The sequence below is a fragment of the Flavobacterium artemisiae genome (assembly GCF_042678225.1).
Lineage (GTDB): Bacteria > Bacteroidota > Bacteroidia > Flavobacteriales > Flavobacteriaceae > Flavobacterium > Flavobacterium artemisiae.
In genome coordinates, this window is record NZ_JBHUDZ010000018.1 from 100,794 (window position 1) to 126,264 (window position 25,471).

Consider the following 25,471-nt stretch of genomic DNA (forward strand, 5'->3'; position numbering starts at 1 on the left):
AATAATCTTACAAATTTTATTTTTTGGGTTTTTCTAATTCTATCAAAAAAACAAAAAAGGAACTCCAATAGAAGTTCCTTTTTGATATTTTAAAGAGATGAATTAATCTTCATCATCTTCTTCATCTTCGTCATAATCAGTATCTGCTTTGTCGTCATCATCGTCATCATCATCTCCGTCGCTGTCGCCGCCATCAGAATCTGGTTTGTCTAGGTTATCGTCGTCATCATCGTCATCGCTGATATCGTCGTCAAGATCGATACCTTTTACTGGTGCAATTGCATCAACATCAACATCTAAATCGTCATCTTCATCGTAGTTTTCAATTCTGTCAGCCAATTTAGTACTAATTTTTACTAAGTAAATAGTGTCTTCAGTACGAACTTCAACAGCTTCAACCAATTCATTTTTAGCATTTCTAAAACGGATTACATCCGAATCATCATAACCATCAGGAAATTTTTCTACCAAAAGGTTTAAAATTTCATTGGTAAGTTTAGCGTAGTCTACTATAACTCTTTTCATAAATTATTTTATAAATCTAATAAATATGCAAAAATTAACGGAGCAACGATTGTAGCATCCGACTCAATAATAAATTTAGGGGTTTTGATATCTAATTTACCCCAAGTGATTTTTTCGTTTGGAACTGCTCCAGAATACGAACCATAACTGGTTGTAGAATCTGAAATTTGGCAGAAATAACTCCAAAACGGCACATCGTGCATCTCCATATCTTGGTACAACATTGGTACAACACAGATAGGGAAGTCACCCGCAATACCACCACCAATTTGGAAGAAACCAATTCCGTTAGAACTGTTTTTAGAATACCAATCTGCTAAGAAAGTCATGTATTCAATTCCAGATTTCATGGTAGATGCTTTTAAATCTCCTTTGATTACGTATGAAGCAAAGATATTTCCCATTGTACTATCTTCCCATCCTGGAACGATAATAGGTAAATTTTTCTCTGCAGCTGCATACATCCAGCTATCTTTTAGATCAATTTCATAATATTCTTCTAAAACCCCAGATAACAACATTTTATACATGAATTCATGCGGGAAATAACGCTCACCATTATCATCAGCATCTTTCCAAATTTTGTAAATGTGTTTTTGTAAACGACGGAATGCTTCATGTTCAGGAATACATGTGTCTGTAACACGATTTAATCCTCTTTCTAGCAAAGCCCATTCGTCTTCTGGTGTTAAATCACGATAGTTAGGCACTCTTTCGTAGTGAGAATGTGCTACTAAATTCATGATGTCTTCTTCTAGATTGGCTCCGGTACATGAAATGATTTGTACTTTGTCTTGTCTAATTACTTCTGCAAAAATTTTACCGATTTCTGCTGTACTCATTGCGCCAGCCATACTTACAAGCATCTTTGCACCATTAGCTAACTGCTCTTCATATGCTTTTGCAGCATCCACCAAAGAAGCAGAATTAAAATGCAAATAATGCTTTTCAATAAATTGACTGATTGGTCCTTTCATTTTTTTTGTTTTTTTTGAATTAAAAAGTGTAACCTTTTTGGATGTTAATGCAAATTAAGAATTTTTTAACTATTTCTATTACTTAATCTACCGTTTTTTTATAACTTTTTTTTGTAACCTAAAATTTTTAAAACATCGTCAGAAGTCTGTTGTTCTGAGAAAACTTCAGTTGCAAGAATTCCGTTTTCGTCACGATCAATTAAAATATGTTTAGGCTGCGGAATTAAACAGTGGTGAAGACCTCCATATCCACCAATAGTTTCCTGATATGCACCTGTATTAAAGAAACCAATATATAATGGCTTTTCTTTGCTGTATTTAGGCAGATAAATCGCGTTCATGTTTTGTTCAGAATTGTAATAGTCGTCACTATCACATGTAAGTCCGCCCAACAGAACCCGTTCGTAAGTATCATTCCAACGGTTTACCGCAAGCATGATAAAACGCTTATTTATAGCCCAAGTATCTGGCAAAGTGGTAATGAATGAAGAATCAATCATGTTCCATTTCTCTCTATCATTTTGTTGTTTTTGATACAAAATCTGATAGATAGCGCCACCGCTTTCGCCAACTGTAAACGATCCAAATTCTGTAAAGATATTAGGAACATCAACTTCAGCTTCGTCACAGGCAATTTTAATTTGATTAATGATTTCATCAATCATATATTGATAATCGTACTCAAATGCCAATGAGTTTTTAATTGGAAAACCACCTCCGATGTTTAAGCCGTCTAGAGTAGGGCATTCTTTTTTAAGTGCGATGTATACTTTAATACATTTTACTAATTCGTTCCAATAATAAGAAGTATCATTAATTCCGGTATTGATAAAAAAGTGAAGCATTTTAAGCTCTAATTTATCATTTTCCTGAATTTGTTTTTTGTAGAACGAAACGATATTTTTATAACCAATTCCAAGTCTTGAAGTATAAAACTCGAATTTTGGCTCTTCCTCAGCTGCAATACGGATTCCGATTTTGAATTTTCCTTTTATTTCAGCTTGAAGTAAATCTAACTCTTCATAGTTATCAATAATCGGAATAGTATTTTTATGTCCGCTATTGATTAATCTCGCTATGTTACTAATGTACTCGTCTCTTTTAAAACCATTGCAGATTACATAAGTGCTTTTGTTGATTTTTCCATTTTCTAATAGATTTTCAACAATATTAACGTCAAATGCAGAAGAGGTTTCTATATGAATGTTATTCTTGAAAGCTTCATTCATAATGTATTCAAAATGAGAGCTTTTTGTACAATAACAATAGTAATATTTAGCGTCGTATTTGTTCTTCTCCATTGATTTTCTGAACCAAGCTTTTGCTTTGTTGATATTTTCAGAAATCTGTGGTAAATAAGTAAACTTTAAAGGTGTGCCGTATTGTTCTACCAATTTCATCAAATCGATATTATGAAACAATAGGTTGTCTTTGTTTAGTTTAAATTCCTCTTGTGGGAAGTAGTATGTCTGGTTTATAAGATCAGAATATTTTGTATTCATTTATTTGTCTGTGTTTAGAATTTTTGAATGTATTATTTAGTAACGATTTGGGTGCTAAATCTTAAATTCAAACTCTAATATTGGCAAATATAATCGGCAGTTTTTCATGCTCCGCTTTTGAACACAAGAAAACATCAAAACAGAGCGGGCTTTTACTATTATAAAAACGGTTCAACATTCTAAGCAGCGAACTGTTGAGGCGGTTTCGATAAGAGCTGAAGTGTCTTTGTTTACTGTTTGTTTTCATGGGGGCAAATGTAAAAAATAATATATACCTAATGCAATGCTTTTGATTAAAAAAAGTTTAAGATTTATAATCTTGAAACGCGTCTAGAATCAATTTATTTTCAACGGATTGGTTAATTTTTATCTTTCCGATTGCTTCAATTAATGCAAATTGAATTAATCCGTATTCATTTTTTTTGTCGTGAACAAGCAATTCTAAGATCGGATCAATGTCTTCTTCTTCAAAAATTATTTGATCATAAATACCTTGTATGACAATTTTAATTTCGTTGTATTCTTCTTGAGATATTAAATTTTTCTTCCATGAAATATAACTTTCCAAAATCATTCCAACTGCAATGGCTTCACCATGAAGTAATGTCTTTTTAGTTTCGCTTTCTAAAAAGTAACCTTCGATAGCGTGACCTAACGTATGCCCGAAATTTAACGCCTTACGAATATTTTTCTCCGTCGGGTCTTGTATTACGATTTCATTCTTAATTTCAACAGAGCGATAAATTAATTCATCTAAATCATCAAAAATGATTGACTTTAAATCTGAGAACTGTCTCCAATAAGGTGCATCGTATATTAAGCCATGTTTTAGCATTTCTGCAAGACCAGAACGCATTTCGCTTTGCGGTAATGTTTCCAGATAATCAGTATCAATTAATACCATTTGCGGTACGTTAATTACACCAATCTGGTTTTTAAGATTACCTAAATCTACTCCGGTTTTTCCTCCAACAGAAGCATCAACCATAGATAATAAGGTAGTAGGAATATTTATGAAATCTAAACCTCTTTTAAAGGTAGAAGCTACGAATCCGCCTAAATCAGTTACAACACCGCCGCCAAGATTAATGACAAGCGATTTTCTATCTGCTCCTAATTCGGTTAAAACGTTCCAGATTTCAATACAGGTTTCTATATTTTTATTCGCTTCGCCCGCTTCAAATTCGATAATTTCGATTGTTAAATCAGTTTCTAAAAGCGGCAGGAATTTTGGAAGACAATGTTCATTAGTTTGATCATCAACAATAATAAATAAGTTTGAGTACTTATTTTCTTTTAAATGTTTATTTAAAGCTTCGTAAGCATTGTGGTTAAAATGTACGAGGTAATTATTGGCTTGAATAGACTGCATAGTTCTTGTGTTAATTGAAAGCGCAAAAATAAAGCAATTTTAGCTAAATAATATTCAAACTTTACTTCTAATTTGTTTAAAAAGATAGTTTATATCTTTTATGAATTACCATATGTAATCAATAAACATTTACTGAATAATTGAACATATCTTATCCTGCTATTAAAGATATTAAAAAAATGGATATGTTTTGGTGAATAATATTCAAAACTCTCTATATATTTGCAGAAAAACTATACTTAATGGAAAAAATATTCGATAACACTCAAGCCGCATTTGCGCTAAAGAGTGATACAGAACTAGACAGAGCTTACTTTCTTTTTAAAATGATTGACAGCGAACCTCTTGTGAGAATTGGAACAGCAGTAACTAATTTTGCTCTAAAAGCACATTTGCCTGTAGAAGGATTAATTCGTGCTACGGTTTTTGATCATTTTTGCGGTGGAGTTAACGAAAATGACTGCCTTACTGTAGTAGATAAAATGTTTACAAAAGGAGTTTCTTCTGTATTGGATTATTCTGTTGAAGGAAAAGAAGAAGAAGAACAGTTTGATGCTGCTCTGGAAATGACATTAAGAACGGTTGATTTTGCCAAAGAACGTTTAGCAATTCCGTTTGCGGTTTTTAAACCAACTGGTTTAGGTCGTTTTGAATTGTATGAGAAATTGGGCGAAAAACAAACTTTGACTCCTGCAGAACAAGCAGAATGGGATAGAGTAGTAGCTCGATTTGATAAAATCTGCAGCGAAGCGCATAAAAAAGATGTTGCTTTATTGATTGATGGTGAAGAAAGCTGGATGCAGGATGCTGCTGATGATTTGGTTACCGAGATGATGCGTAAATACAATAAAGACAAAGCTATCGTTTTTAATACCTTACAAATGTATCGTTGGGATCGTCTGGATTATTTAAAAAAATTACATGAAATTGCCAAAAACGAAGGTTTCTATATCGGAATGAAATTGGTTCGCGGTGCCTACATGGAAAAAGAAAATAAACGTGCTGAAGAAAAAGGATATGTTTCGCCAATTTGTGTTTCTAAAGAAGCTACAGACGAAAACTACGACAGTGCTGTACATTATATGTTAGATCATATTGAGAAAATGGCCATTTTCGCAGGAACTCATAACGAATTGAGCTCTTATAAATTGATGGAAATGATGCAAGAGAGAGGAATTGCTAAAAACGATTCTAGAATTTGGTTCGGTCAATTGTATGGTATGAGCGACAATATTAGTTACAACTTGGCTGAAAATGGTTATAATGTTGCAAAATATCTTCCTTTTGGACCAGTAAAAGACGTTATGCCATACTTGATTCGTCGTGCTGAAGAAAATACGTCGGTTGCTGGGCAGACAAGCCGTGAATTATCGATGATTAAAGCGGAACGTAAAAGGAGAAAAGAAAAATAGTAGTCAGTACACAGTTTCTTAGTATTCAGTTTGCCAATAAAAAACTCCAATCTTTCGATTGGAGTTTTTTATTGGAATTTGGAATTTAAAAATTGGAATTTCTATTTTAAGAATTGCTAAATTGTAAGTTGCTTAAGTTTTTATAAATTCCGTTTTCTAAATTAATTAATTCGTGATGGGTTCCTTCTTCGGTAATTTTTCCGCTGTCTAAAACCAGGATTTTATCAGCGTTTCTAATAGTCGAAAGTCGGTGTGCGATGATAATGCTGGTTCTTCCTTCCATTAAAACTTCTAAAGCTTCCTGAACCAGTTTTTCGCTTTCACTGTCTAATGATGATGTCGCTTCATCTAGAATCAAAATACTTGGGTTTTTAAGTAACGCTCTCGCGATTGCAATACGTTGGCGCTGCCCGCCTGAAAGTTTTACGCCGCGCTCTCCAACAACTGTTTCAAATTTCTCTGGAAATCCGTCAACAAAATTATAGGCATTGGCTTGTTTTGCAGCTTGAATGATCTCTTCGTCAGTTGCATCTGGTTTTCCGTATGCGATATTTTCTTTGATAGTTCCTCCAAACAAAATAACATCCTGAGGAACGATACTCATGTTGCCACGAAGATTTTCTAAATCATAATCGTAGATATTTTTTCCGTCAACAGTGATTTCTCCAGAATTAATATCGTAAAAACGAAGTAATAAAGAAGAAATAGTCGATTTTCCGGCACCGCTTGGTCCGACAATGGCAATTTTCTGTCCAAAGGCTGCCGTAAAGTTAACGTCTTTTAAAACCTGAATTTCCTGACGTGTCGGATAACTGAAAGCAACATTTTTGAAAGTTACATTTCCTTTTATTTTTTCGTGCGCTCCTTTTGTTTCTTCATTAATTTTTTCTGGACTTTCGTCTAAAAGTTCAAAAACTCTTTCGGTTGCACCAATGGCTTTCTGAATTTGCGCATATAATTCGGCAATTCCACCAAAAGAAGCCCCTACAAATGTTGAATACAATACAAAAGAAATCAATTGACCAACACTCATTTCGCCGGCAATACTCAAACGTACACCGTACCAAACAACCGCTACAATAGCTCCAAACAAACAGAAAATGATAAATGAAGCAAAATAACCACGATATTTTCCGCCTTTAATAGCCAGTTTTACCACTTCGCTGATTTTACCTTTATAACGTGCAATTTCGTACCATTCGTTAGCAAAAGCTTTTACAATACTAATTCCCTGCATGGTTTCTTCCACAATTACCTGACTTTCGGCAACTTGGTCTTGAACTTGTTTCGAATATTTTCTAATAAATCTTCCGAATATTACAGCAGCAACGGCTACAAGCGGCACAACTGCCAGCATTAACAAAGTCAATTTAAAACTTTCGGTTGCTAAAAGAATAATTCCACCGATAATTAAAATAAACTGACGTAAAAATTCTGCAATCGTGCTCGTTAAAGTATCTTGGATCTGTGTAATATCTGCACTGATTCTGCTGTTTAATTCGCCGACTCTTTTTTGCGAAAAGAACGTCATTGGCAATTTTACCAAATTGGTATATAACGATAATCTAAGATTAGCCAAGGTATTTTCGGTAAAATTGACAAACAATGAAAGTCTGAAAAATGAAAAGAAAGATTGTAAAAACAAAATGATAATTAATCCCAATGCAATTTGATTTGCTTGATCATTGTCTTTGTTTTTAACGCAGTCTACAAGCATTCCCATTAATTTAGGAAAGGCAAGGGCAGTAGCGCCTGTAAGCAGCAGAAAAATTAAACCAACAAAAAATTTCCATTGGTGCTGTCCGGCGTATTTGAATATTATTTTTGCTTTATTAAGGGAAGTAGCAGTTATTTTTGATTTTGGTAAATCATTTTCTTTAAATCTTGCCATTGGTGTGTTTATATTAAGGTATGCAAATGTATGACTATGGAAAGTTACTACAAAGTATTATTCCTTATTAGAATTTTAGAAAAGTATTTTTTAACTAAATTTTATAAATTAGCTTATAGCTTGTTTTCCATAACCTCAATCTTAATTCTTTATATGAAGAAAAAAATCCTGATTTTAGTTTTAATGTTATTCTCCGGCTACTTTTTCTATTCGTACACAAGCGAGAATGAAAAGTATAAAATTTTAAATGAAATTATTCAAGACAATAAAATTTGGCTGCCAAAAATTTGCTCTAAATCTTCTAAAATTGAAATTTTTGAAGACAATTTGAGCGACTTTACTTTTATAGAACAACTCTGGGTAAACTACCAGAAAATCAATCAAAGTTCAATAGATTTCAAACCTAATAAAATTCAGTATTTTAATAGTGATTCAAAACTTCAATATTCTAAAATTATTCCAGAATGCGATAAGGAAAAAGATATTTTTTATAAAATTTCGATGCCTATTGTTTCTCCTAATAAAGAAACCGCAATTATAAAAATAACAGAAGACTGCAATTGCATGCTCGGTGGGCAAAGTGGAACCTATTTGTACAAAAAAATAGACGGAAAATGGAAAATGATTAAAATGCTTGATGGCTGGATCAGCTAGAAAAACATTATAAAACAAAAAAGCTGTCCTAATTAAGACAGCTTTTTTGTTATCGAATTATTTTTAGGTAAGCGCTATAAATATTATCACTTATAGAGGTTCGCATATAGTATACATTTTCGTCTTTTTCGGTTAAATCGAACTCGATCAAGCCAGCATCACAATAATAATAAAGTAGATTGTCATTATCAGGAAATTCAAAATTTGAAATAGGCAAAGTGGTTAACTTCAACTCAAAAGCAATTTCTCCATTTGATAAATCCAATTCAAACATTTTTGCTTTTTTGGTATAACTCCAAAGATTTTCGCCCTCTTGACGGATGTATAAAATGTTATCTCCTGTAAAATCAGTTTTCCATAACTTAATTCCAGTCTTTGCATCTAAAGCGTACACAGACGAAACCTCAGAACCTTGAGATGCAAAATATACTTTTCTGTCTTTGCAAAATATACGATCCTTGATATTGTATTGATTTTCATCTAATTTAAACTGCCATAAAATATCCAGTTTGTCCGGACTTAAAGCATAAAGAACATCTTTTTCGTTAGCTACAAAGATACTTTCGCCATCTGTTACCGGTTTTCCAGACATAACAGTGTCAAAACTTTTTTGGTTAAGTACTTTTCCTGTATTCGCATCAAAACTATAAACTGTAGAACCGCTTTGAGTAAAAATCTTATTATCAAAGAAAAGCGGCGAAATGTCATTTGCTGCAGTATCAAGTTTGTAATTCCAAACCAAACTTCCGTCTTTTATATCAAGAGCGTATAAATTACTGCCTTCACTTTGATTTTGAGCCGTTATAAAAAGTTTTCCATTATAGATAACAGGAGTCTGATCTTTTAAAACAATTTGATCTTTGATATTTCCTAATCTTGATTTCCAGAAAATGTCACCGCTTTGGTTGTCAACTGCAAAAATTTCACCATTTACAAACGGAACATACACAACACCATCAAGTAATGTGACCTTATTGGCGCACATTTCGTTATTGGCATCTGAAGGTTTTACAGTCCAGTTAATTTTCTCGGCATCCAAATCAAATGAAAAAAGAGAACCGTCATAATCATAAATCAGCATTGATTCTTTGTCTAACGGAACCTTTGTCAGCGAACTAACGGCTTTATTGGTGACCATTTCGCTAGGAGGTAAGGCTTTGTTAGAAGTATTGGCTTTAGTAGATTTTGAAACTTCCGGCGTTTGCCCAAACATATTTATAAAAGTAAATACAAATAAAAGGGGCATTAGATTTTTTTTCATTTTCAAGATTGGGTTTGATAATTGAAATAGAAACAGCTATTTAAATTAAAAACAGTTGATTAAATATTTGTCAAGATCATAAAATTCAACATTTTGAATTCTGTAATGTCTAGCAATATCTAGGCCAAATATAGTAAAATATTATTATAGAGTTTAGATCAAACAAAGTCATTAAAATTATAAATAAGAATGAAAAAAGACAGATATAATTTACAATTGATAGTAAAAGATATTTGTTATATTCGTAAAAATTAAACTTTAAATCTTAATTATTTATTCAAAATTAAAGACTTAAAAATGAACTATAAAACAGCTTACATAACTTTAATAATGCTGGCAGGAAACTTAATAAGCTGCGCTCAATCAGAGATTCCAAAAAACTTTAAAGAAATAAAAATACCTCAAAAGAATAGTGAACAAACTAGAAAACTTAACTATTCTCGAAATGAATACAAAGTAAGTTTTGAAAATAATAAATTAAAAGTAGAAAACTATAGTTCAAGCAGAAATAGTGAGCTAAAGATAAATAACGGAGTTCTAAAAGGTTATAATCACGGTGAATGGGGAGGAAAATTGTTATTTGAGCCTAATGATAAGACAAAAAAGGAAATTGAAATAAAAGAGGGCAATATTCTCTTTTTATTTAATTATAACAACAAAATTTATTTTATCGAAGGTTTAGCTCATTTATCTGTTAATGAGGGATTTTTATATGAGTTACAAATTGATGGAGATAAATTTAGCTATAAAAAAATAATCGATTTTGGAGATTGTCCAGGAGCATACACAATATTTAAAGACAATATCTATGTAGCATCTTATCAAAATTTTTATAAAATCAAAAATCTAAAAATGGAGATTCTTTATAAGAATGATTTTTGGAGAAGTTTATATCCAAACTCAATTGCAATAAAAAACGAAGAAAAAGTTTTTATGGGAATTCGCGGTGGAATAGTGGAGTTGAATTTAAAAACTAAGACAAAAAGACTTTACATTTCAAAAGTATAACATTCATTTTAATTAACATTCAATCAAATTCTTTAAAGAAACTATGAAGCTAAAATTGATTATCCTATTTGTATTAATCAGTATTCAAAATACTTCCTTTGCACAAAATAATTTCTCTGACAATCCTTTAGACGCAGTTTTTGAAACAAAAGATTCTAAAAATTTCTGGGAAGCATTTGATAAAATGGACAAAACAAAACAAAATCCGTTTGTTGAATATATGCAGAAAGGTTCTCCTGGCGTAAAAGCATTTACAGAAAACAGAATAATCAATGCAGACTCTCTTTTTGCTGTTGTAAAGAAAAGAAAAGCCGATTATGAGCTTTCTCGAAATGTCCTAGAAGGTATTTCATCAAAGGCTAAAAGAGTAAGAGCAATCTACAGCGCATTAAAATATTGGTATCCAAATGCAAAATTCCCTCCAATCTACTTTGTTTACGGAAGATTTAATTCGGGCGGGACTTCAGCACCAGAAGGAATTATTATTGGAACTGAAAAGCTTACAAATCTGGACGGAATTTCGGGCTTAATTGCCCATGAGTTAGTGCATTATCAACAAAACATAATAGGTAAAGATATGCTGTTAAAATGGTGTCTGCTTGAAGGAGGTGCAGATTTTATTGGCGAACTTACTTCTGGAGAATCAATAAATCAGGATTCTTATAAATATGGAGAACAAAACATTGATAAATTATGTACAGAATTTATAGCGAGATTAAAAAATCCTGATCATCAAGATTGGTTGTACGGAACTTCTAAAAAAGATGACAGACCCAATGATTTAGGATATTGGATTGGTTATAAAATAATAGAATCCTATTTTAATAAACAGAAAGACAAACAAAAAGCGATTCAAGAAATATTAAATATAAAAGATCCACTTCAGTTTTTAAAAGAAAGTGGCTTTCTCAACACCTACATAGAAAAGTACCAAAAATCTAAAAAGAAAAGTTTTGATGATTTTTTTAAGTAATAAAAATAAAAAACTCCTTAAAATGTATTTAAGGAGTTTTGAAATGATTTTTATCTATTAATTACAAGCTGTCTTTAATACGGTTTGTAATTTCATCAATAGTCCCCAATCCGTCAAAAGTTAAAACTTTAATTTTAGACTTCATATATTCGATTGCTGGACGGGTTGCGTTTTCAAAAACTTCAATTCTTTTAAGATGAATCGCGGCATCTTTATCATCTTTTCGATTAGAGGTTTCGGCTCTTTTCTGGGCTCTTGCCAAAAGTTCAGATTTTGGAACCTCAATATTAATTACCTTTCCAATTTTCAGGTTTTTCGATTCAACTAGTTGCATTAAATCATTTACTTGCGGTTCTGTTCGAGGATAGCCGTCTAAGATGATTCCTTTAGAAGATTTGTTTTCATCCAAAATTTTACTGAAAAGATCTTTCATGATAGAGTCGGGAACAAGATCACCTTTTTCTTCATATTGAGACATTATTTTTCCGATTTCAGTTTCATTTTGTTTTTCTAACCGACATCTGTCTCCAGTCGAAATATGCTCAAATTTAAGTTCTTCTTTTAAAATCTCGCATTGTGTACCTTTTCCTGAATAGGGAGGGCCGGTTATAATTAGTATTTCCATTTATTTATAAAATTTTGTTTTTTTTAATTCTGTTTATATTTATTGATCTATATGCTTATCAACAATAACAAGCGTTTTCGATATTTTGTCGTGAAAACCACTAAGGCTATACAAATAAGAAAGAGAATCAAAAGGAATTAATCGGCTAAAGGTTCTAATAATGATATTCAGGATACTAGGTTTTTCTCCATTTAAATCTACCACTTTCGTTTTTGTCAATAGTTTACCAAGCGTTTTTTGAAAAATACTTTCTGTTACTATAAAATAAAAGAGAAAAGCACAAAAAATGGTTGTTCTGTTTATTAATATAATTTCTCTTGGACTTACAATATTGGTTGCGCTTTTTATCACAAAAATGATGCAAACATATATTGCTAAAACAGCAAATAAATCGATTATAAAGTTTATACTACGTAAAGTTGTACTTGCAATACTTTTATTTAGAGCACTCGTTTTTTGTTTTAATTCAGATTCCTCTTTTTCACGTCTTAAATTTTCCTTTTCATTGAGAATCTTATATTCTTCAAGTTTTTCCGATATATCCAAATTTCTTGAAGAGATTTCTTTTTCAGCTGCTTCAAGAGCAGCGTTTTGGTATTTTTTAATATCTATCGTAACAATTTTAATTAATTCGTTGTCAGTTTTACGAGACATAACATCGGTAAAATTGTTTTCCATCGTTTTTCTGAATTTAGATTTTTGAATGTTTTTAAGAAAGTCTTACTTAATACTATCAATTTCAATTGGTTGCTATGATTTTTCCTTTTTTATCAAAAGAGTGTTTTTTGTAAATAGTATTTCCATCTATATTGTAATCAGTGGTTATTAGTACTTTATTAATACTATCTCTTTGTTCTATATTATTATCTGATAATTCTTCTGAATGTGTAAAACACTTGTCTTTGGATTGAATATAGATATTTGTCAAATCAGTAGTCGGCTTACTTCCGTAGCTTTACTTTAAGTAGTTTACTTGTTTTGACAACAATGTAATTTTTTTCGATTAACGCCCCATTTTTAGTTACAGTAGGATCTTTCGCTAAGATTTCTTTCGCAGGTAAATTTTGTGATGATTTTTTGCAATTCGCAAAAAATACAAACGGAATAAAAAGTAAAACTATTTTTAATTTATTTTTCATTTAGAATATTCCAAAAAAAGCGGTTCAGAATTAAGCCGGTTTTGTAGAAGTAAACAAAAATATATTAAATAATTCTAAAATCAGGTTAGTTCTAAATCAGAAAATTACCGTATTAAAGTCATTATATTTCTTATATTCGTTTCAGTTAAAAGCTTATTTCTTTTACACAAATTAAACCATCAGCTATCTATAACTTGTGAAAAAAAACTTTTTATCCATCTTAATTTTTCTACTAGGAATCCAGTTTTTAATTGGGCAAAATAGTAATAATACTTTAAATGACTGGGATAAGATAATTATAATTGATGCTTATCACGGCTGGTCTAGTTTCGAAAACAAACTTCAAATTAAAAAACAAGATTTGTGGGTTACGCCTTTAGAGAAACCTGACTCAATAATTAAAAAAATTGATCCTAAATTGGTCAATGATTTGGTTAAACTCATCAAAAGAACAAATTATGATTCTACTTCCTTCCAAAAAGAGCCATTGATTTCTTTTGGAAGGGATTCATTGTGGCTGATTAATAATGCAGAAAAACTTTGGAAGGAACACATAAGAAATAGAGAAATCCCCAAAGAAATAGATTCAATTGCAATCAGCACTATTAAGAATTATCAAAAGGCAAATAAAGCCGCGTCTTTTTTTGAAGGCTCAAATTGGACAGACGACTATCCATTCGTTGTTATTGGTATAATTAAAGACAATGACACCATAACAGTGCATTCAAACGGGCAATATCCTTATATGCTGCCCTGGTATACTAAAAAAAGGAGAATTTACGATTCTAAAATTTCAGAATTAATTTCTCAATTATTACCTGATGCAATTCCTAGTAACAAAGAAAGAATGAGTGGAGAGGGCTTTAATTCTTCTTTCATTGGGAAAACATATGAACTTTTTATTGCTGAAAAAGAAAATTATTTAGAAGCTAAAAATAAATATCCCAAAACTTTCAAATTATTAGAGAAAGAATTTGAAATAACTAGAGCAGAAATTATAGCCATGTCCTCAATAGAATGGGGGAGATCCTCAGGTCGTGAGTGTCTTGATATGTATCTAAAAGATACAACTATTTCGAAAACATTCAATTCAATACAATTTCGGGAGTAAATGAAGTCTTTAGCACCAAAAGATCCATTATTTCGAAGAAAAAATATTTGATAAGTTTATTAAAAGAAAACCCTGTATATAAATATACTTTAAACTGTAAGGATTGCTTAGGAGAAATTCATTGGGTGAAATCTAAGTCTTTTAGTCAAGAAGCAAAGAAAAATTTCAAAGAATACCTAGAAGAGCAAGACATAGATAGGAATAAATATAACGGAAGATATAAAGATGCTATTTTTTATGAATTAACAGAAAATAGAGGCTCTGAAAGAAGTTTTTCACGATGGATTTTTCTTAAAGACGGAACTTTTATATTATGGGAATTAAAAGGGAGTTTTTTAATGGATTTTCCAAAAGACTCTTTTAAAGAACGAGGTTATATCTGTAAGGAGATTAAATTTTAAAATACCATGAAGCTAACCACAACAAAAATAGCATGCATTCTTTTAGTTTTTGCAATGTTAAGCATTTATCTAAACTACTTTTCAACCCTTGTAATGCCTTGGCAGAAAGAAGAAGTAATTAAAACAACACTTTTATGGGGAGGTTTAGATAAGCTTCCAAAAAATGCCGAATTCACAAATATGGAAAAAAGAGGAAGTATGTTTACAAGACAATTTATTATTGAATTTACTTCTAAAAGAGAGGATATCGAAAAATGGAAATCCCTAAGCAAACGACTAAAAAATAAAATACCAAAGATTAAAGCCAATACCGAAATTTTTGAAATCTATCCTGGTGAAGATGGAGCAATGGGCGGAAAAGTAGAGATTACGGGCAATAATGTCAAAATAAATATTAGTTGGAGTTAGAATTAATGTTGTCTAAGCTCAATTTTTCTGGAATCAGAATTAAAAGGAATATTTTTTTAATGGCTAATAAATTGAAAAATAGTCAACTAAATTTTACTTCGCAAAAATATTTATATTTTCTCTCTAAAAGACTTGTAAATATAAAATCTAGTCGTATATTTGCACTCGCAATCACAAACGATAGCAGCCTAGTAAAATAGGGCGATTAGCTCAGCTGGTTCAGAGCACCTCGTTTACACCGAGGGGGTCGGGGGTTCGAACCCCTCATCGCCCACAAAATTCAAAAAACTCCAAAATCATAAGACTTTGGAGTTTTTTGCTTTATATACATTTTATTTAGCGATAGCAAGAATAAATTATATATCGGATTCACTTCCAATTTAGAAGAAAGACTCATCGCCAACACAAAGACAAACAAGGCTATTGGATTCCAATGACGTTGTTTTTTTACAATACTTCACAAATCGCTTAGCCTAATTTTATTATTTCAACAAATCTCAATTTAGTAAATACATCAATCTTAGTATTTTGTTTTTACGTATTATTGTAAAATCTTTTACTTGATAAGCTAGCAAATATAACTCACAATAAAGTCTGCAAAAATACAGAAACCCAAGCCCTATAAGCGATGAAAGAAATTATTGAACTTTCGGACAACAAAATGCTCATTGAAAGAAACAAATTTCTAAAAGTGAAAGGGAGCATTGACACCAATTTGTATTATATAGAAAGTGGAAGCGTAAGGATTTTTGTTTTAGATGAATATCAAGAGCAAACAATCAGATTTGGATACAAAGAAAATTTAATTGTTTCACTGGACTCTTTTTTGACAGGCAAGCCTTCAGACTTATTTATTCAAGCGATAAAAAAAACAGTTATAAAGGTTGTAAGCAAACAGCAAATAGACAAATTTTTAGAAATAGAAAGCAATAGAAATCTATGGATAAAAATTTTAGAAAATTTGGTATTGCAACAAATGGAGCGTGAAATTGATATCTTGACAAATTCACCAAAAGAAAGATATGAAAGAGTTTTAAAAAGAAGCCCGCAACTTTTTCAGGAAATCCCAAATAGACATATTGCGAATTATTTAAGAATGAGTCCCGAAACTTTATCACGACTAAAAAAGTCTTGACTTCAATCAAGATTTGCAGAAAATACTTTTTACAATTTTGTATAAAAATTAAATTATGCAATCTGAAAAACTAACACAAATGCTTTTAGAGCATTCACGACAAATTATACACCAAGCAGAAAAACTACAAAGTTATGATTTGAATATCTTAACGTGGAGGGAAAATGAAATTTCGTGGAGCATTTTGGAGTGTTTGGAGCATTTGAATTTATATGGTGATTTTTATTTGCAGCAAATAGAAAACGAAATACAAAATTCAACCACTAAAGCTGACATTGAATTTAACAGTGGAATTTTAGGAAATTACTTTGCTAAAAGTATGCTTCCCAAAGAAAAGCTAAACAAAATGAAGACTTTTAAAGATAAAAATCCATTGAACAGTAAACTTGAAAAATCGGTAATTGATCGATTTATAAACCAGCAAATTAAACTTTTGGATTTGTTAAATAAATCAAGAAATGTAAGCTTAAATAAAGTAAAGATTAAGACTTCAATTTCATTTTTAATTAGGCTAAGGCTGGGAGACACTTTTCAATTTTTCATCAATCACATTATTAGGCATTTTAATCAAATAGACCAAATACAAGTTGCAATGAAAAATACCAAAACCCAATAAAGGTTTTACAACAACTGCAGAAAAGCTATAACATTATAAATTGTTTGCTTAAATTTTAGTTCTCAAAAAATAAATTATTTATGAGCCTTATATTTCTTCTAAGGCTTACATTTTTTATATATCGGAAACCCGCGATTCACTATAATTCCTTCTTTTTCTCCAAATCTTCCGAATCTCAAACTGCATTCTTGATCATATCCATCATATTTTGCTCTAAACAAAAATCTTACTTTTTTGTATGGATAATAGTTTGTTCCAGTAAAAACCATTTCGCAAGATTCTGTAAAATTAATTTTTGTTTTTTCTTTAGAAATTAGGTCTTCAAGATAAAAAGTTCTCTTTTGTTCATCTACAAGCGTTTTAAACTTTATTTTTTTTGATGTATAGGTTCGTTGTAAATATTTGCTTTTGCCTAAATAAATATAAGCACTGTCCATTTTGTAGATTGTAGAATCACTTTCAAAATCTTCGGGCAAAAAATAAGTGATCACTTTTTTATTCTCTTTAATAATATCTGTAACATTTTTTGCACAAAGCCATTTTCCGTTCGTGTAAACGGTATCTTTTTGCGCCTGCATTAAGAAAGAAAAAAAGAGGAAGAAGAGACTTAAAATAGTTTTTGTTTGGTTTTGAATCATGATAGGAATTATTAAAATGGACGACTACCATTGAGTACAATCATATTTTTATTTCTTAATCTCGCAAATCTTAAACTAAAATCCTGCTCATAATCATTAATTTTTCCTCTAAAAACAAACCCTGTATTTTTATTTTTAGGATCGTATAAGATGCCTAAAAATAGAATTTCGCAAGGCTCCATAAAAACAATTTTTTCTTTTCTTTTAGTAATCAGGTTTTCAATATAAAAACTGGTTTTCTTTTCATTTACAAGCGTTTTAAATTTTAGTTTTCCTGATGTATAAGTTTGCTGTAAGTATTTGTGATTCTCTAAATAAATGTAGGCAGTATCAATTTTGTAATCGCGAGAAGCAAGTTTAAACTCTTGCGGCACCACAATACAGAACATTCGATCATTCTTTACCAGAACATCAAAAATACTATACATGAATCTTTGATTGAGTTCTTCAACATTTATTGAGTCTTTTTGCGCCTGCATTAAGAAAGGCAAAAAAAGGAGGAACAACCGCCAGAAAAATTTATTTTTCATTTTAAAAAACTACACCTTATAATTATTATTTTTTGACTTGAAAAGCTTTTAAAACCTCATTCAGAACTTTGTAAAAGTTTAAACTTTGACAAAAATATTCTCTTACAATATAAAGAAATCCTAGTTAAGGATTTCTTTTTAGGCTTTATATTTTAAAAATCATTAATTTAGATATAAATCATTAACTAATAACTATATGAAACATTTATTACTATTATTTATACTGCCAATTATGATTTCGTGCGAAAATAAAAAAACTCAAGACGATAAAGATTTAAAATCTGATCTTAAAGCAATGTCTGAGGAATTTAATAAAAATAAAATTGATTTAATGCTTAATGCAACGCCTAAATATTTTTCGGCAAAAACTGTTAGCGGAAAACAGTTTAATTCTGAAGATTATAAAGGAAAAGATCTTGTGATTTTTGTCTACGATAAATCGTATTTGAAGAAAAGCGACACGTATGATATGACTGCAGAATTAAATGAAATTTACAATTCTCATAAAGACAAAGTTCAGTTTATTGGTATCATAGAAGGTTTTTCAGATAATGACGCAGAGCTGCAGGATTATATTAAAAACTCAAAATTGGCGTTTGATCAGATTGATAATACGGTATCTCCAAATAAAGAAGAAAAACTAATACACAATATATCTTGCACACCCGCAAAAATATTAATTGACAAAACAGGGAAAGTAATTGCCTCTTCCTGCGGAGGAAAAAGCAGCGTGGCATTGCTTGACAAACTAGAAAAATTATAAAACAATTTAAGAATAAACTCCTTCACATAGAAGGAGTTTATTTATTGTTATACTCGGCAGCAATATCGCTCCAGTCATCTTCCCATGTGTTTTGGAAATAAATTTCTGCTTTATCCCAATCTTCTTCGTCCCAATCGTCTCTCTCGTCTATTAATTCTAACTTTTCAGAATCTAATTTTTCGATTATTAAAAGTAAAAACTCATCAAAACTATCCGCTATAACCGCAATTGGTTCAGCATCACCCGTTGGGAGATATAAAATTTGACCAGAGATTCCTTTTGTATTCGGATTAAAATCGATACTTAAAAAATTGCCGGAACCGTCATGAGCAAATGGAATTCTTTTCGGGCAATACAACGTATTTTTAATCTTTTCTACTTGATTAATTGCTTCCGCTTCCATTTCGGGAGCTTCTTTAAAGAAATTCCATTGGATTTTAATTTCTTCAACTCCCAGAAAAGCAAATCCACCCATAAAACCGATGAACTGTTTTTCACCGTTATATTTTTTAAGCAATTCTTTGTGAGATTCGGGTAACTTGGCTTCAATAAAACCTTCCAATTCATTAATTTCATTAGCCGTAGCGCCTGTATTCATGAACTGATCAAAAATATCAAGTTTTGACTTAAAAGCAGCTATAAATTGAGCTGTAAGAGTTGATTCCATTTTATTGCAATTAAAATTTTGATTTAAGTAAGTTCGTGCTGAGCAACATTTTATTCGAAATTCCCAATAATTCTAAGTAATACATAGATAACCAATGAGTTATTTTGTTTTAATAATAAAAAATTGCAACATCATCGTCAATTTTTCCGAATTTACTTTTGAGCTCATTCACGTTGTAAAATATCGACCAGCTGTTATCTTTTTGCTTCTCATCTCTCAATGCAGATTCCAAGTCGTTTTCAACAACTTTTTTTAGTAATTCATTATTCTCAAGAGTATCAATTATGGCTGAAAATTCGTTTTTATCAGCTTCACTTTCGGCATCTAGCAATTGTAATTTGGCATGAAGCAGAATAATGTAATCAAGTTTGTTTAAAAACTCATCTTTTTTAAGGTTGACAGAATGTCTATTCCCTTTATCCCAAAATTCATAACCTTTTAAAACATCAGAATCGCCCATATTTAAAGCAAAAACACTGGCACAACCGCGAGAGATTTCATGAATCAATTCAAAACCAAATTGTTTCGATAAGCTTACAAATCTTTCATCATCAGTTTCGTAACTACTAAAACCTTTACCTACTGCTGTTTCATAAATATAATCTAAGAGATCATCCAATTCATAGCTTTTTAATAAAAGTGAATCTTCTTTTATTTTCTGAATAATTAAATCGGCATCTGTTTTAAAATAGGTTCTTTTTTCCGCTATATTTACCTGTTCAATATAGTTTGCAAACGAAAGACATTCATCAGATTCTTCCAGTTTTTGAAATCTTTCTTTTAAAGTTTCCCTATTTAAACGGTAAAAATCAATATCAAATCCCATAAAGTAATTCTAATTAAGTTTGTTTTTAAGCTAAAGATTCTCAACAAGTTCAATATCCATTGTTTTAATAAGTCCGTTTTGAAAAGTGTATACATGTTTTACCAATCCGTCAAAAATTAAACCGCCTTGCAGGTCTTTTACATTTTGTTGCACTTTTACTTCCAGACTTCCATTTTCTCTTTCATCAAAACCTACAGGTTCAACCTTTGGATTTATTTCGCTCCATTGTCGCGTCCAATACGATCTAATTTCTTCGTGACCTACAATGTAACCACCTTCCCAAGCTTTAGACCATTGTACATCTTTCTGCATAGTCGAAAGTGCATTATCGATATTTCTTTCATTAAAAGCTTTATACGCTTTTTTAATTGTTTCTTGAAATTGATTTGTCTCAGGCATTTTTGAAGTTTTATTTAATTAAAATCTAAGGTAAAATATTTTGTTTAAAGCTTTTCATTTATTCGGCACAACATCAGTTCATCTTCTGCAGTTATTTCAAAACCTAAATTTAATTCGCTCCAAAATTCTTTAAGAAGTCCAAAAAAGAGCTGTTTTTTGAGTTTACAATCAAAAATCGATTAAAATCGATTTCTTTATTCCAATGCAATCTCATAAACGGATCCTCAAATTGTTCTTTCCAATTGAATTCGATCGAATGTACATCATCAGAATTGACATAATTTCGCCTTAAAATATCCTTTTTTATTTGCTCGAAACTAGGATTTTGAAACGGTTCTTCTTCAACAGGTTCTCTAAAATCAAAATAATCGCCATAAATACAGTCACTTGAACTAAGTAACACATGTTCACTGGTTTCCTTTTTAAAAACCACAGGACCAGAACCTACTAAATGACCTCTTTCATCATCAAGATCATAATTTCGATGTTTGTAATAGGCAAAAGTGTACCTTTCGCTATCTTCTGTTTTAAAAATTACATATTCTGAACCAATTGCTTCATCAATAATTTTTTGAGCTTTTTCTAAATCCATTTGTTTTGTTTTGGTGATTGAAAAGTAAGTAAAATTGGGAAACTTCAAAAGCTTTGGTTCTAAAGTTTTTATACATTTTAATGTTTACTTTAGACAAACATTTCAAAAAAAAGTTATTTTAGCAGAAACGAGAAAATCTCAAACCTTAATCCGTTTATTAAATTAAGATGAGCAACTTTAGATACAGTATTTGCGAACCAGCAAATCCCCAAATTATTGAGAAAGGAAGAATCGATTCTTCTGAAATAATGACGATTTTTAAAACATTTCAGTGGAAACAAAAGTTAGAAGAATCTGAACGTTTAAAAGAGGTTTATTTTTCGCCTTCACTTGAATTTGAAAATCTAACCAATAAAAACGGCATAGCAATTTCTGCTATCGGAAAACCAGATAATTACGAATTTTATATTTTTTACAAAAGACCCAAAACAAGAAAAACCTGGTTTGGATTAAGTTCGAAATTAGATCAGAATTACTTGTCAGAACTTTGGAATCAAAACGAAAATGATACAACCGAAATTCTAAAAGCTTTATTGGATAATAATTTGAGCTTTTTGGAAGAGAAGTTTAGTAAATAACAATTGCCTAAGAATTAGATTTTAAGCAATATAAAAATAAAAATCATGTCAATTACAACAGAATCCGAATTAATTGGAATGCAGCAGATAAGTGAAGCCGTTGCTTTTACTTTAAAAAAAATGAGAAATTTTGCAAAAGCAGGAATCTCTACAAAAGAATTAGACGATTACGGCGGAAAAATTCTTAATGATCTTGGAGCAAAATCAGCGCCGTATCTGACTTATGGTTTTCCAGGCTAGACTTGCATCAGCGTAAACAACGAATTTTGCCACGGAATTCCGTCTGAAACCAGAATTTTAAAAGAAGGCGATTTAATTAATATTGATGTTTCGGCAGAATTAAACGGATTTTGGTCGGATAACGGCGGTTCTTTTGTGATTGGTGAAGACATCAACGAACATCAAAAATTAATTGAAGCTTCTAAAGAAATTCTGCATAAAGCGATTTATAATATCAAAGGCGGTGTTCGCATTTCTGATATTGGTTTTATAATGGAAACTGAAGCCAAAAAAAGGGGCTACAAAGTAATTAAAAACCTGACCGGACATGGAGTAGGGAGAAGCCTGCACGAAGCACCGCACGAAATTGCCAATTACAGAGATCGTTTTAACCAAAACCGATTTAAGAAAAATTCTGTCGTTGCTATAGAAACGTTTATTTCGACAACTTCTACTTATGCAGAAACACTGCAAGATGGCTGGACGATGGTTGGAAATAAAGGCGGTTTTATGGCGCAGCACGAGCATACAATTGTCGTAACAGATGGAAAACCGATTATTTTGACTGAAATGAATGAAATTTGGAACTAAAACAAATTATAAATTATGAGTAAGAAATGAAATCCTCTTTAACTCATAATTTATAATTCAAAAACTACGCTGGTTCCCAAAGCTCAATTTTATTACCGTCATTGTCCATTATATGCACAAATTTTCCGTAATCATAAGTTTCGATGTTATCTAGAACAGTTACGCCATTCTGTTTTAATTGCTCTACAAGACCTTCAATGTTCTGTACGCGATAATTGATCATGAATTCTTTTTTGGAAGGCGAAAAGTACTTGTCGTCTTTTTTAAAAGGGCTCCATTGCAATGATTCAATTTCGTCTGGATTATTGAGTTTTCGAGATTCAAAAGTCGACCCCCAATCGTTTGTATCTAATCCTAAATTTTTAGAATACCAATCTTTGGTCTCTTTTGGATCATTCGTGAAAAAGAAAATACCGCCAATTCCAGTTACTTTTGGCGTTTTATCACCGGAATTATTATTGGTTGAATCTGACATATTATTTCGAATTTAAATAGTTGAATTGCTGTAACTAAGATAAATTATTTTCTAATTTTAATCCAAATTAAAATATATAAATGAGAAATTATCTATTCTTTATTATTTTTCTTTCGATGATAAGCTGCATCGATAAAAAAACGGAAATCAGAAGCTCTGAAACTGTCAAAACAGATTTGACTAAGAAACCTTTAAAAAAGAACAGTAATCCTAAAACAGCTGAATCAAAAGAAGTTTATTCATATACAGAAACTTTTGCAGACAGTACCAAAATTGCTTTGCCTGGAAAATATAAAATAGAAATTGAGCAAACTGAAAATGACACACTTATGACGGTTTATTTCAAGCTTTTTCAGAAAGAAAATAATAAATGGAAGCTCACTCAAAATTATGCTTTGAGCAAAGAAAGCGCGATTCCGTTGCTTACAGAAATTAAAGATTTTAATAACGATGGTCTAAATGATTTTACAATCAATTATTTTGCTGCTGCCCGAGGAGCAAATGAAATTCGAAAATTGTTTATTTTTTCTAAAAAAGAGAATAAATTTATAGAAATAAAAAATTCAGACGATTATCCGAATCTAGCGTACAACGAAAAATTAAATTGTATTGATGCTTTAAGTGTTTACGGGGGTACAACAACAACTTTTTTGAAACTCAATAAAAATACTTTGACCGAATTTGCAAAGGTAGATTTTGATGATGGAAAAGTAGAGAGCTATCTCATTCGAAATAATGTAGAAACAAAACTGCATTCTGAAACTTATAAAGGTTCAAGCGATTTTATGATTCGATTTATTAACTATGATCCGATTGAAGAATAGAATTTCTAAAATAATGATTTCTAAAAAAAACAACGAAAATGAATAATGAAAGAATCTATAAATTGTTATTTTCAAGTGTATATCCATTATACATTCAGAAAGTAGAAAAGAAAGGAAGAACAAAAGAAGAATTAGACGAAGTAATCTCTTGGCTTACAGGATATAATGAAGAACAGTTTAAAGCACAAATTGAAAAGAAAGTAACATTTGAAACCTTTTTTGCAGAAGCTCCAGAATTAAACCCAAATGCGTCAAAAATTACGGGTGTAATCTGTGGTTATCGAGTAGAAGATATTGAAGATCCTCTTATTCAAAAGCTTCGTTATCTTGATAAATTGGTAGATGAATTGGCAAAAGGCAAGAAAATGGAGAAGATTTTGAGAGTTTGACCCTCTATCATTTTTTTTTTTTTTTAAAATAAAACATTGATAATCAGGTGTTTTTACCGTATTAATAATAGTTTTAATTCTGTAAGTTTGTTATTTATTTCTCAATATGAAAAATCAAACTATTGAAAATTAATAATGTAATTGATGAATAAAATTGTACCAAATCCAGAAATCGCTAATATAAAACCAGGAGAAATTGATGGCGCAGGTAATAAGGTAATTCATATATTATCTAAAGGAAATGAATTCTGTATATATGAAATTGAACATCATGATATTAATTATAGATTACGTGTTCAAATAGACGGATATACTGATGATTCAGAAAGAGAACTAGTTAACAGATTTAATATTGTCAAACGAGGTTATACTGTCGCCAAAGGTCTTTTATATCGTTCTCAGAACTATGGCATGATGAAAAATAGAATTTCTCATATTTTATCAGCATGTTTTCATAACGATGAAATTCCAGAAGGAGATGAATTTGATTCATTAATAGAAGAAATTAAAACTGAAATTAAACGTACTTCAATAAATAGGCTTTTCTATCTCTCACCTTCAATTATTTTTACATTCATTTTTTCATTGTTGTGTTTCTTTTTTTCAGAGACTAGGATTGACGATTATCAAAACTGGCATGTTTTGATTGTACTTTTAGGTTCACTTTTAGGAAATTCAATTTCAGTACTATCAAGTATTGGTAAAATTAATTTTGAAGAAAGCACTTATTATTTTTATTATAGTCTCATAGGTATTGAACGTATATTTCTTAGTTGTGTAGCTGGAGCTATAGTATATTGTCTAATCAGATCCAAGTTTATATTTCCCCAAATAGAAATTACTGATTATTGGAAAATAATTATAATCGTCATAATTGCCTCATTTTCGGAAAAACTAATTCCAAATCTTTTAGGAAAAATAGAAAATAAAATAAAATGAAATTATTTTATCTTTTGTCAAATGACAAATA

General features: G+C 30.8%; 31 protein-coding genes, 1 tRNA gene and 1 pseudogene. 17 read left to right on the forward strand and 16 right to left on the reverse strand.

What is annotated here, in order from left to right:
- Positions 1 to 102: 102 nt before the first annotated feature.
- From ACFSC2_RS20095 to aroB, 4 genes are all read right to left on the reverse strand, one after another.
- Positions 103 to 525 (reverse strand): DNA primase, encoded by a 423-nt coding sequence (locus tag ACFSC2_RS20095; RefSeq protein WP_379812791.1) that lies wholly within the window; start codon positions 523 to 525, stop codon positions 103 to 105.
- An 8-nt stretch (positions 526 to 533) separates the two neighbouring features.
- The gene (locus ACFSC2_RS20100) at positions 534 to 1,502 is read right to left on the reverse strand and encodes a deoxyhypusine synthase family protein (protein ID WP_379812792.1); all 969 of its coding nucleotides are present in this window, start codon (positions 1,500 to 1,502) and stop codon (positions 534 to 536) included.
- Between the two features lie 98 nt (positions 1,503 to 1,600).
- Entirely contained in the window at positions 1,601 to 3,004 is a 1,404-nt protein-coding gene (locus tag ACFSC2_RS20105) for a type III PLP-dependent enzyme domain-containing protein (protein ID WP_379812793.1), read from the reverse strand.
- Positions 3,005 to 3,308: 304 nt separating this feature from the next.
- A complete protein-coding gene (gene aroB / locus ACFSC2_RS20110; protein ID WP_379812794.1) occupies positions 3,309 to 4,376 on the reverse strand; it encodes a 3-dehydroquinate synthase in 1,068 nt (355 codons plus the stop codon).
- Positions 4,377 to 4,618: 242 nt separating this feature from the next.
- Between aroB and ACFSC2_RS20115 the strand changes: the two genes are divergently transcribed.
- Positions 4,619 to 5,788: a proline dehydrogenase family protein gene (locus tag ACFSC2_RS20115; protein WP_379812795.1), complete on the forward strand. Its 1,170-nt coding sequence runs from the start codon at positions 4,619 to 4,621 to the stop codon at positions 5,786 to 5,788.
- 106 nt (positions 5,789 to 5,894) lie between these two features.
- Here the strand turns inward: ACFSC2_RS20115 and ACFSC2_RS20120 are convergent, their stop codons facing one another.
- On the reverse strand, positions 5,895 to 7,679 hold the full coding sequence (locus ACFSC2_RS20120; protein WP_379812796.1) for an ABC transporter ATP-binding protein: 1,785 nt from the start codon (positions 7,677 to 7,679) through the stop codon (positions 5,895 to 5,897).
- 153 nt (positions 7,680 to 7,832) lie between these two features.
- Between ACFSC2_RS20120 and ACFSC2_RS20125 the strand changes: the two genes are divergently transcribed.
- The gene (locus ACFSC2_RS20125; RefSeq protein ID WP_379812797.1) at positions 7,833 to 8,333 is read left to right on the forward strand and encodes a hypothetical protein; all 501 of its coding nucleotides are present in this window, start codon (positions 7,833 to 7,835) and stop codon (positions 8,331 to 8,333) included.
- Between the two features lie 49 nt (positions 8,334 to 8,382).
- Here the strand turns inward: ACFSC2_RS20125 and ACFSC2_RS20130 are convergent, their stop codons facing one another.
- Entirely contained in the window at positions 8,383 to 9,594 is a 1,212-nt protein-coding gene (locus ACFSC2_RS20130) for an outer membrane protein assembly factor BamB family protein (RefSeq protein WP_379812798.1), read from the reverse strand.
- Positions 9,595 to 9,891: 297 nt separating this feature from the next.
- Between ACFSC2_RS20130 and ACFSC2_RS20135 the strand changes: the two genes are divergently transcribed.
- Together ACFSC2_RS20135 and ACFSC2_RS20140 are read left to right on the forward strand one after the other, a co-directional pair.
- Positions 9,892 to 10,602 (forward strand): hypothetical protein, encoded by a 711-nt coding sequence (locus ACFSC2_RS20135; protein ID WP_379812799.1) that lies wholly within the window; start codon positions 9,892 to 9,894, stop codon positions 10,600 to 10,602.
- Positions 10,603 to 10,645: 43 nt separating this feature from the next.
- Entirely contained in the window at positions 10,646 to 11,575 is a 930-nt protein-coding gene (locus ACFSC2_RS20140; RefSeq protein ID WP_379812800.1) for a gliding motility protein GldB-related protein, read from the forward strand.
- 61 nt (positions 11,576 to 11,636) lie between these two features.
- On the opposite strand, the gene ACFSC2_RS20145 is transcribed toward ACFSC2_RS20140, so the two are convergent.
- The 3 genes from ACFSC2_RS20145 to ACFSC2_RS20155 form a co-directional block, all read right to left on the reverse strand.
- The gene (locus ACFSC2_RS20145; RefSeq protein ID WP_379812801.1) at positions 11,637 to 12,200 is read right to left on the reverse strand and encodes an adenylate kinase family protein; all 564 of its coding nucleotides are present in this window, start codon (positions 12,198 to 12,200) and stop codon (positions 11,637 to 11,639) included.
- A 39-nt stretch (positions 12,201 to 12,239) separates the two neighbouring features.
- Positions 12,240 to 12,878, reverse strand: a complete 639-nt coding sequence (locus ACFSC2_RS20150) for an RDD family protein (protein ID WP_379812802.1) — start codon at positions 12,876 to 12,878, stop codon at positions 12,240 to 12,242.
- A 263-nt stretch (positions 12,879 to 13,141) separates the two neighbouring features.
- Positions 13,142 to 13,339: a hypothetical protein gene (locus tag ACFSC2_RS20155; RefSeq protein WP_379812803.1), complete on the reverse strand. Its 198-nt coding sequence runs from the start codon at positions 13,337 to 13,339 to the stop codon at positions 13,142 to 13,144.
- Positions 13,340 to 13,535: 196 nt separating this feature from the next.
- Between ACFSC2_RS20155 and ACFSC2_RS20160 the strand changes: the two genes are divergently transcribed.
- From ACFSC2_RS20160 to ACFSC2_RS20190, 7 genes are all read left to right on the forward strand, one after another.
- Complete coding sequence (locus ACFSC2_RS20160) at positions 13,536 to 14,450, forward strand: hypothetical protein (protein ID WP_379812804.1); 915 nt, start codon at positions 13,536 to 13,538, stop codon at positions 14,448 to 14,450.
- 47 nt (positions 14,451 to 14,497) lie between these two features.
- Entirely contained in the window at positions 14,498 to 14,851 is a 354-nt protein-coding gene (locus ACFSC2_RS20165) for a hypothetical protein (RefSeq protein WP_379812805.1), read from the forward strand.
- A 6-nt stretch (positions 14,852 to 14,857) separates the two neighbouring features.
- Positions 14,858 to 15,259, forward strand: coding sequence for a hypothetical protein (locus ACFSC2_RS20170; RefSeq protein WP_379812806.1), 402 nt, complete (start codon positions 14,858 to 14,860; stop codon positions 15,257 to 15,259).
- A gap of 199 nt (positions 15,260 to 15,458) precedes the next feature.
- A tRNA-Val gene (locus ACFSC2_RS20175) sits at positions 15,459 to 15,533 on the forward strand.
- A gap of 55 nt (positions 15,534 to 15,588) precedes the next feature.
- Positions 15,589 to 15,696 carry a GIY-YIG nuclease family protein gene (locus tag ACFSC2_RS20180; protein WP_379814296.1) on the forward strand — a complete coding sequence of 36 codons (108 nt, stop codon included), beginning with the start codon at positions 15,589 to 15,591 and terminating at the stop codon, positions 15,694 to 15,696.
- A gap of 191 nt (positions 15,697 to 15,887) precedes the next feature.
- Complete coding sequence (locus ACFSC2_RS20185; protein WP_379812807.1) at positions 15,888 to 16,394, forward strand: Crp/Fnr family transcriptional regulator; 507 nt, start codon at positions 15,888 to 15,890, stop codon at positions 16,392 to 16,394.
- A gap of 55 nt (positions 16,395 to 16,449) precedes the next feature.
- Positions 16,450 to 17,010: a DinB family protein gene (locus ACFSC2_RS20190; RefSeq protein WP_379812808.1), complete on the forward strand. Its 561-nt coding sequence runs from the start codon at positions 16,450 to 16,452 to the stop codon at positions 17,008 to 17,010.
- A 98-nt stretch (positions 17,011 to 17,108) separates the two neighbouring features.
- Here ACFSC2_RS20190 and ACFSC2_RS20195 read toward each other — a convergent pair whose 3' ends face one another.
- Both ACFSC2_RS20195 and ACFSC2_RS20200 read right to left on the reverse strand, forming a co-directional pair.
- On the reverse strand, positions 17,109 to 17,648 hold the full coding sequence (locus ACFSC2_RS20195) for a hypothetical protein (RefSeq protein ID WP_379812809.1): 540 nt from the start codon (positions 17,646 to 17,648) through the stop codon (positions 17,109 to 17,111).
- Between the two features lie 11 nt (positions 17,649 to 17,659).
- Positions 17,660 to 18,178 carry a hypothetical protein gene (locus ACFSC2_RS20200; RefSeq protein ID WP_379812810.1) on the reverse strand — a complete coding sequence of 173 codons (519 nt, stop codon included), beginning with the start codon at positions 18,176 to 18,178 and terminating at the stop codon, positions 17,660 to 17,662.
- 196 nt (positions 18,179 to 18,374) lie between these two features.
- Here ACFSC2_RS20200 and ACFSC2_RS20205 point away from each other — a divergent pair, with 196 nt between their 5' ends.
- Positions 18,375 to 18,941, forward strand: a complete 567-nt coding sequence (locus tag ACFSC2_RS20205) for a peroxiredoxin family protein (protein WP_379812811.1) — start codon at positions 18,375 to 18,377, stop codon at positions 18,939 to 18,941.
- A gap of 37 nt (positions 18,942 to 18,978) precedes the next feature.
- Here the strand turns inward: ACFSC2_RS20205 and ACFSC2_RS20210 are convergent, their stop codons facing one another.
- The 4 genes from ACFSC2_RS20210 to ACFSC2_RS20225 all read right to left on the reverse strand — a co-directional run bounded on the left by ACFSC2_RS20210 (position 18,979) and on the right by ACFSC2_RS20225 (position 21,425).
- Complete coding sequence (locus tag ACFSC2_RS20210; RefSeq protein ID WP_379812812.1) at positions 18,979 to 19,608, reverse strand: SMI1/KNR4 family protein; 630 nt, start codon at positions 19,606 to 19,608, stop codon at positions 18,979 to 18,981.
- A gap of 109 nt (positions 19,609 to 19,717) precedes the next feature.
- On the reverse strand, positions 19,718 to 20,434 hold the full coding sequence (locus ACFSC2_RS20215; RefSeq protein WP_379812813.1) for a hypothetical protein: 717 nt from the start codon (positions 20,432 to 20,434) through the stop codon (positions 19,718 to 19,720).
- Between the two features lie 30 nt (positions 20,435 to 20,464).
- A complete protein-coding gene (locus ACFSC2_RS20220; protein WP_379812814.1) occupies positions 20,465 to 20,833 on the reverse strand; it encodes a nuclear transport factor 2 family protein in 369 nt (122 codons plus the stop codon).
- A 109-nt stretch (positions 20,834 to 20,942) separates the two neighbouring features.
- Complete coding sequence (locus ACFSC2_RS20225; protein WP_379812815.1) at positions 20,943 to 21,425, reverse strand: hypothetical protein; 483 nt, start codon at positions 21,423 to 21,425, stop codon at positions 20,943 to 20,945.
- A 167-nt stretch (positions 21,426 to 21,592) separates the two neighbouring features.
- On the opposite strand from ACFSC2_RS20225, the gene ACFSC2_RS20230 reads away from it, so the two are divergent.
- Entirely contained in the window at positions 21,593 to 22,003 is a 411-nt protein-coding gene (locus ACFSC2_RS20230) for a hypothetical protein (RefSeq protein ID WP_379812816.1), read from the forward strand.
- Positions 22,004 to 22,048: 45 nt separating this feature from the next.
- A pseudogene (map, locus tag ACFSC2_RS20235) lies at positions 22,049 to 22,813 on the forward strand (type I methionyl aminopeptidase).
- 64 nt (positions 22,814 to 22,877) lie between these two features.
- Here map and ACFSC2_RS20240 read toward each other — a convergent pair.
- Positions 22,878 to 23,288, reverse strand: a complete 411-nt coding sequence (locus ACFSC2_RS20240; protein ID WP_379812817.1) for a VOC family protein — start codon at positions 23,286 to 23,288, stop codon at positions 22,878 to 22,880.
- A gap of 80 nt (positions 23,289 to 23,368) precedes the next feature.
- Here ACFSC2_RS20240 and ACFSC2_RS20245 point away from each other — a divergent pair, with 80 nt between their 5' ends.
- From ACFSC2_RS20245 to ACFSC2_RS20255, 3 genes are all read left to right on the forward strand, one after another.
- The gene (locus ACFSC2_RS20245) at positions 23,369 to 24,112 is read left to right on the forward strand and encodes an XAC2610-related protein (RefSeq protein WP_379812818.1); all 744 of its coding nucleotides are present in this window, start codon (positions 23,369 to 23,371) and stop codon (positions 24,110 to 24,112) included.
- A gap of 38 nt (positions 24,113 to 24,150) precedes the next feature.
- Positions 24,151 to 24,501: a DUF2200 domain-containing protein gene (locus tag ACFSC2_RS20250; protein WP_379812819.1), complete on the forward strand. Its 351-nt coding sequence runs from the start codon at positions 24,151 to 24,153 to the stop codon at positions 24,499 to 24,501.
- Between the two features lie 144 nt (positions 24,502 to 24,645).
- Positions 24,646 to 25,440: a hypothetical protein gene (locus ACFSC2_RS20255; RefSeq protein ID WP_379812820.1), complete on the forward strand. Its 795-nt coding sequence runs from the start codon at positions 24,646 to 24,648 to the stop codon at positions 25,438 to 25,440.
- Positions 25,441 to 25,471: the final 31 nt, after the last annotated feature.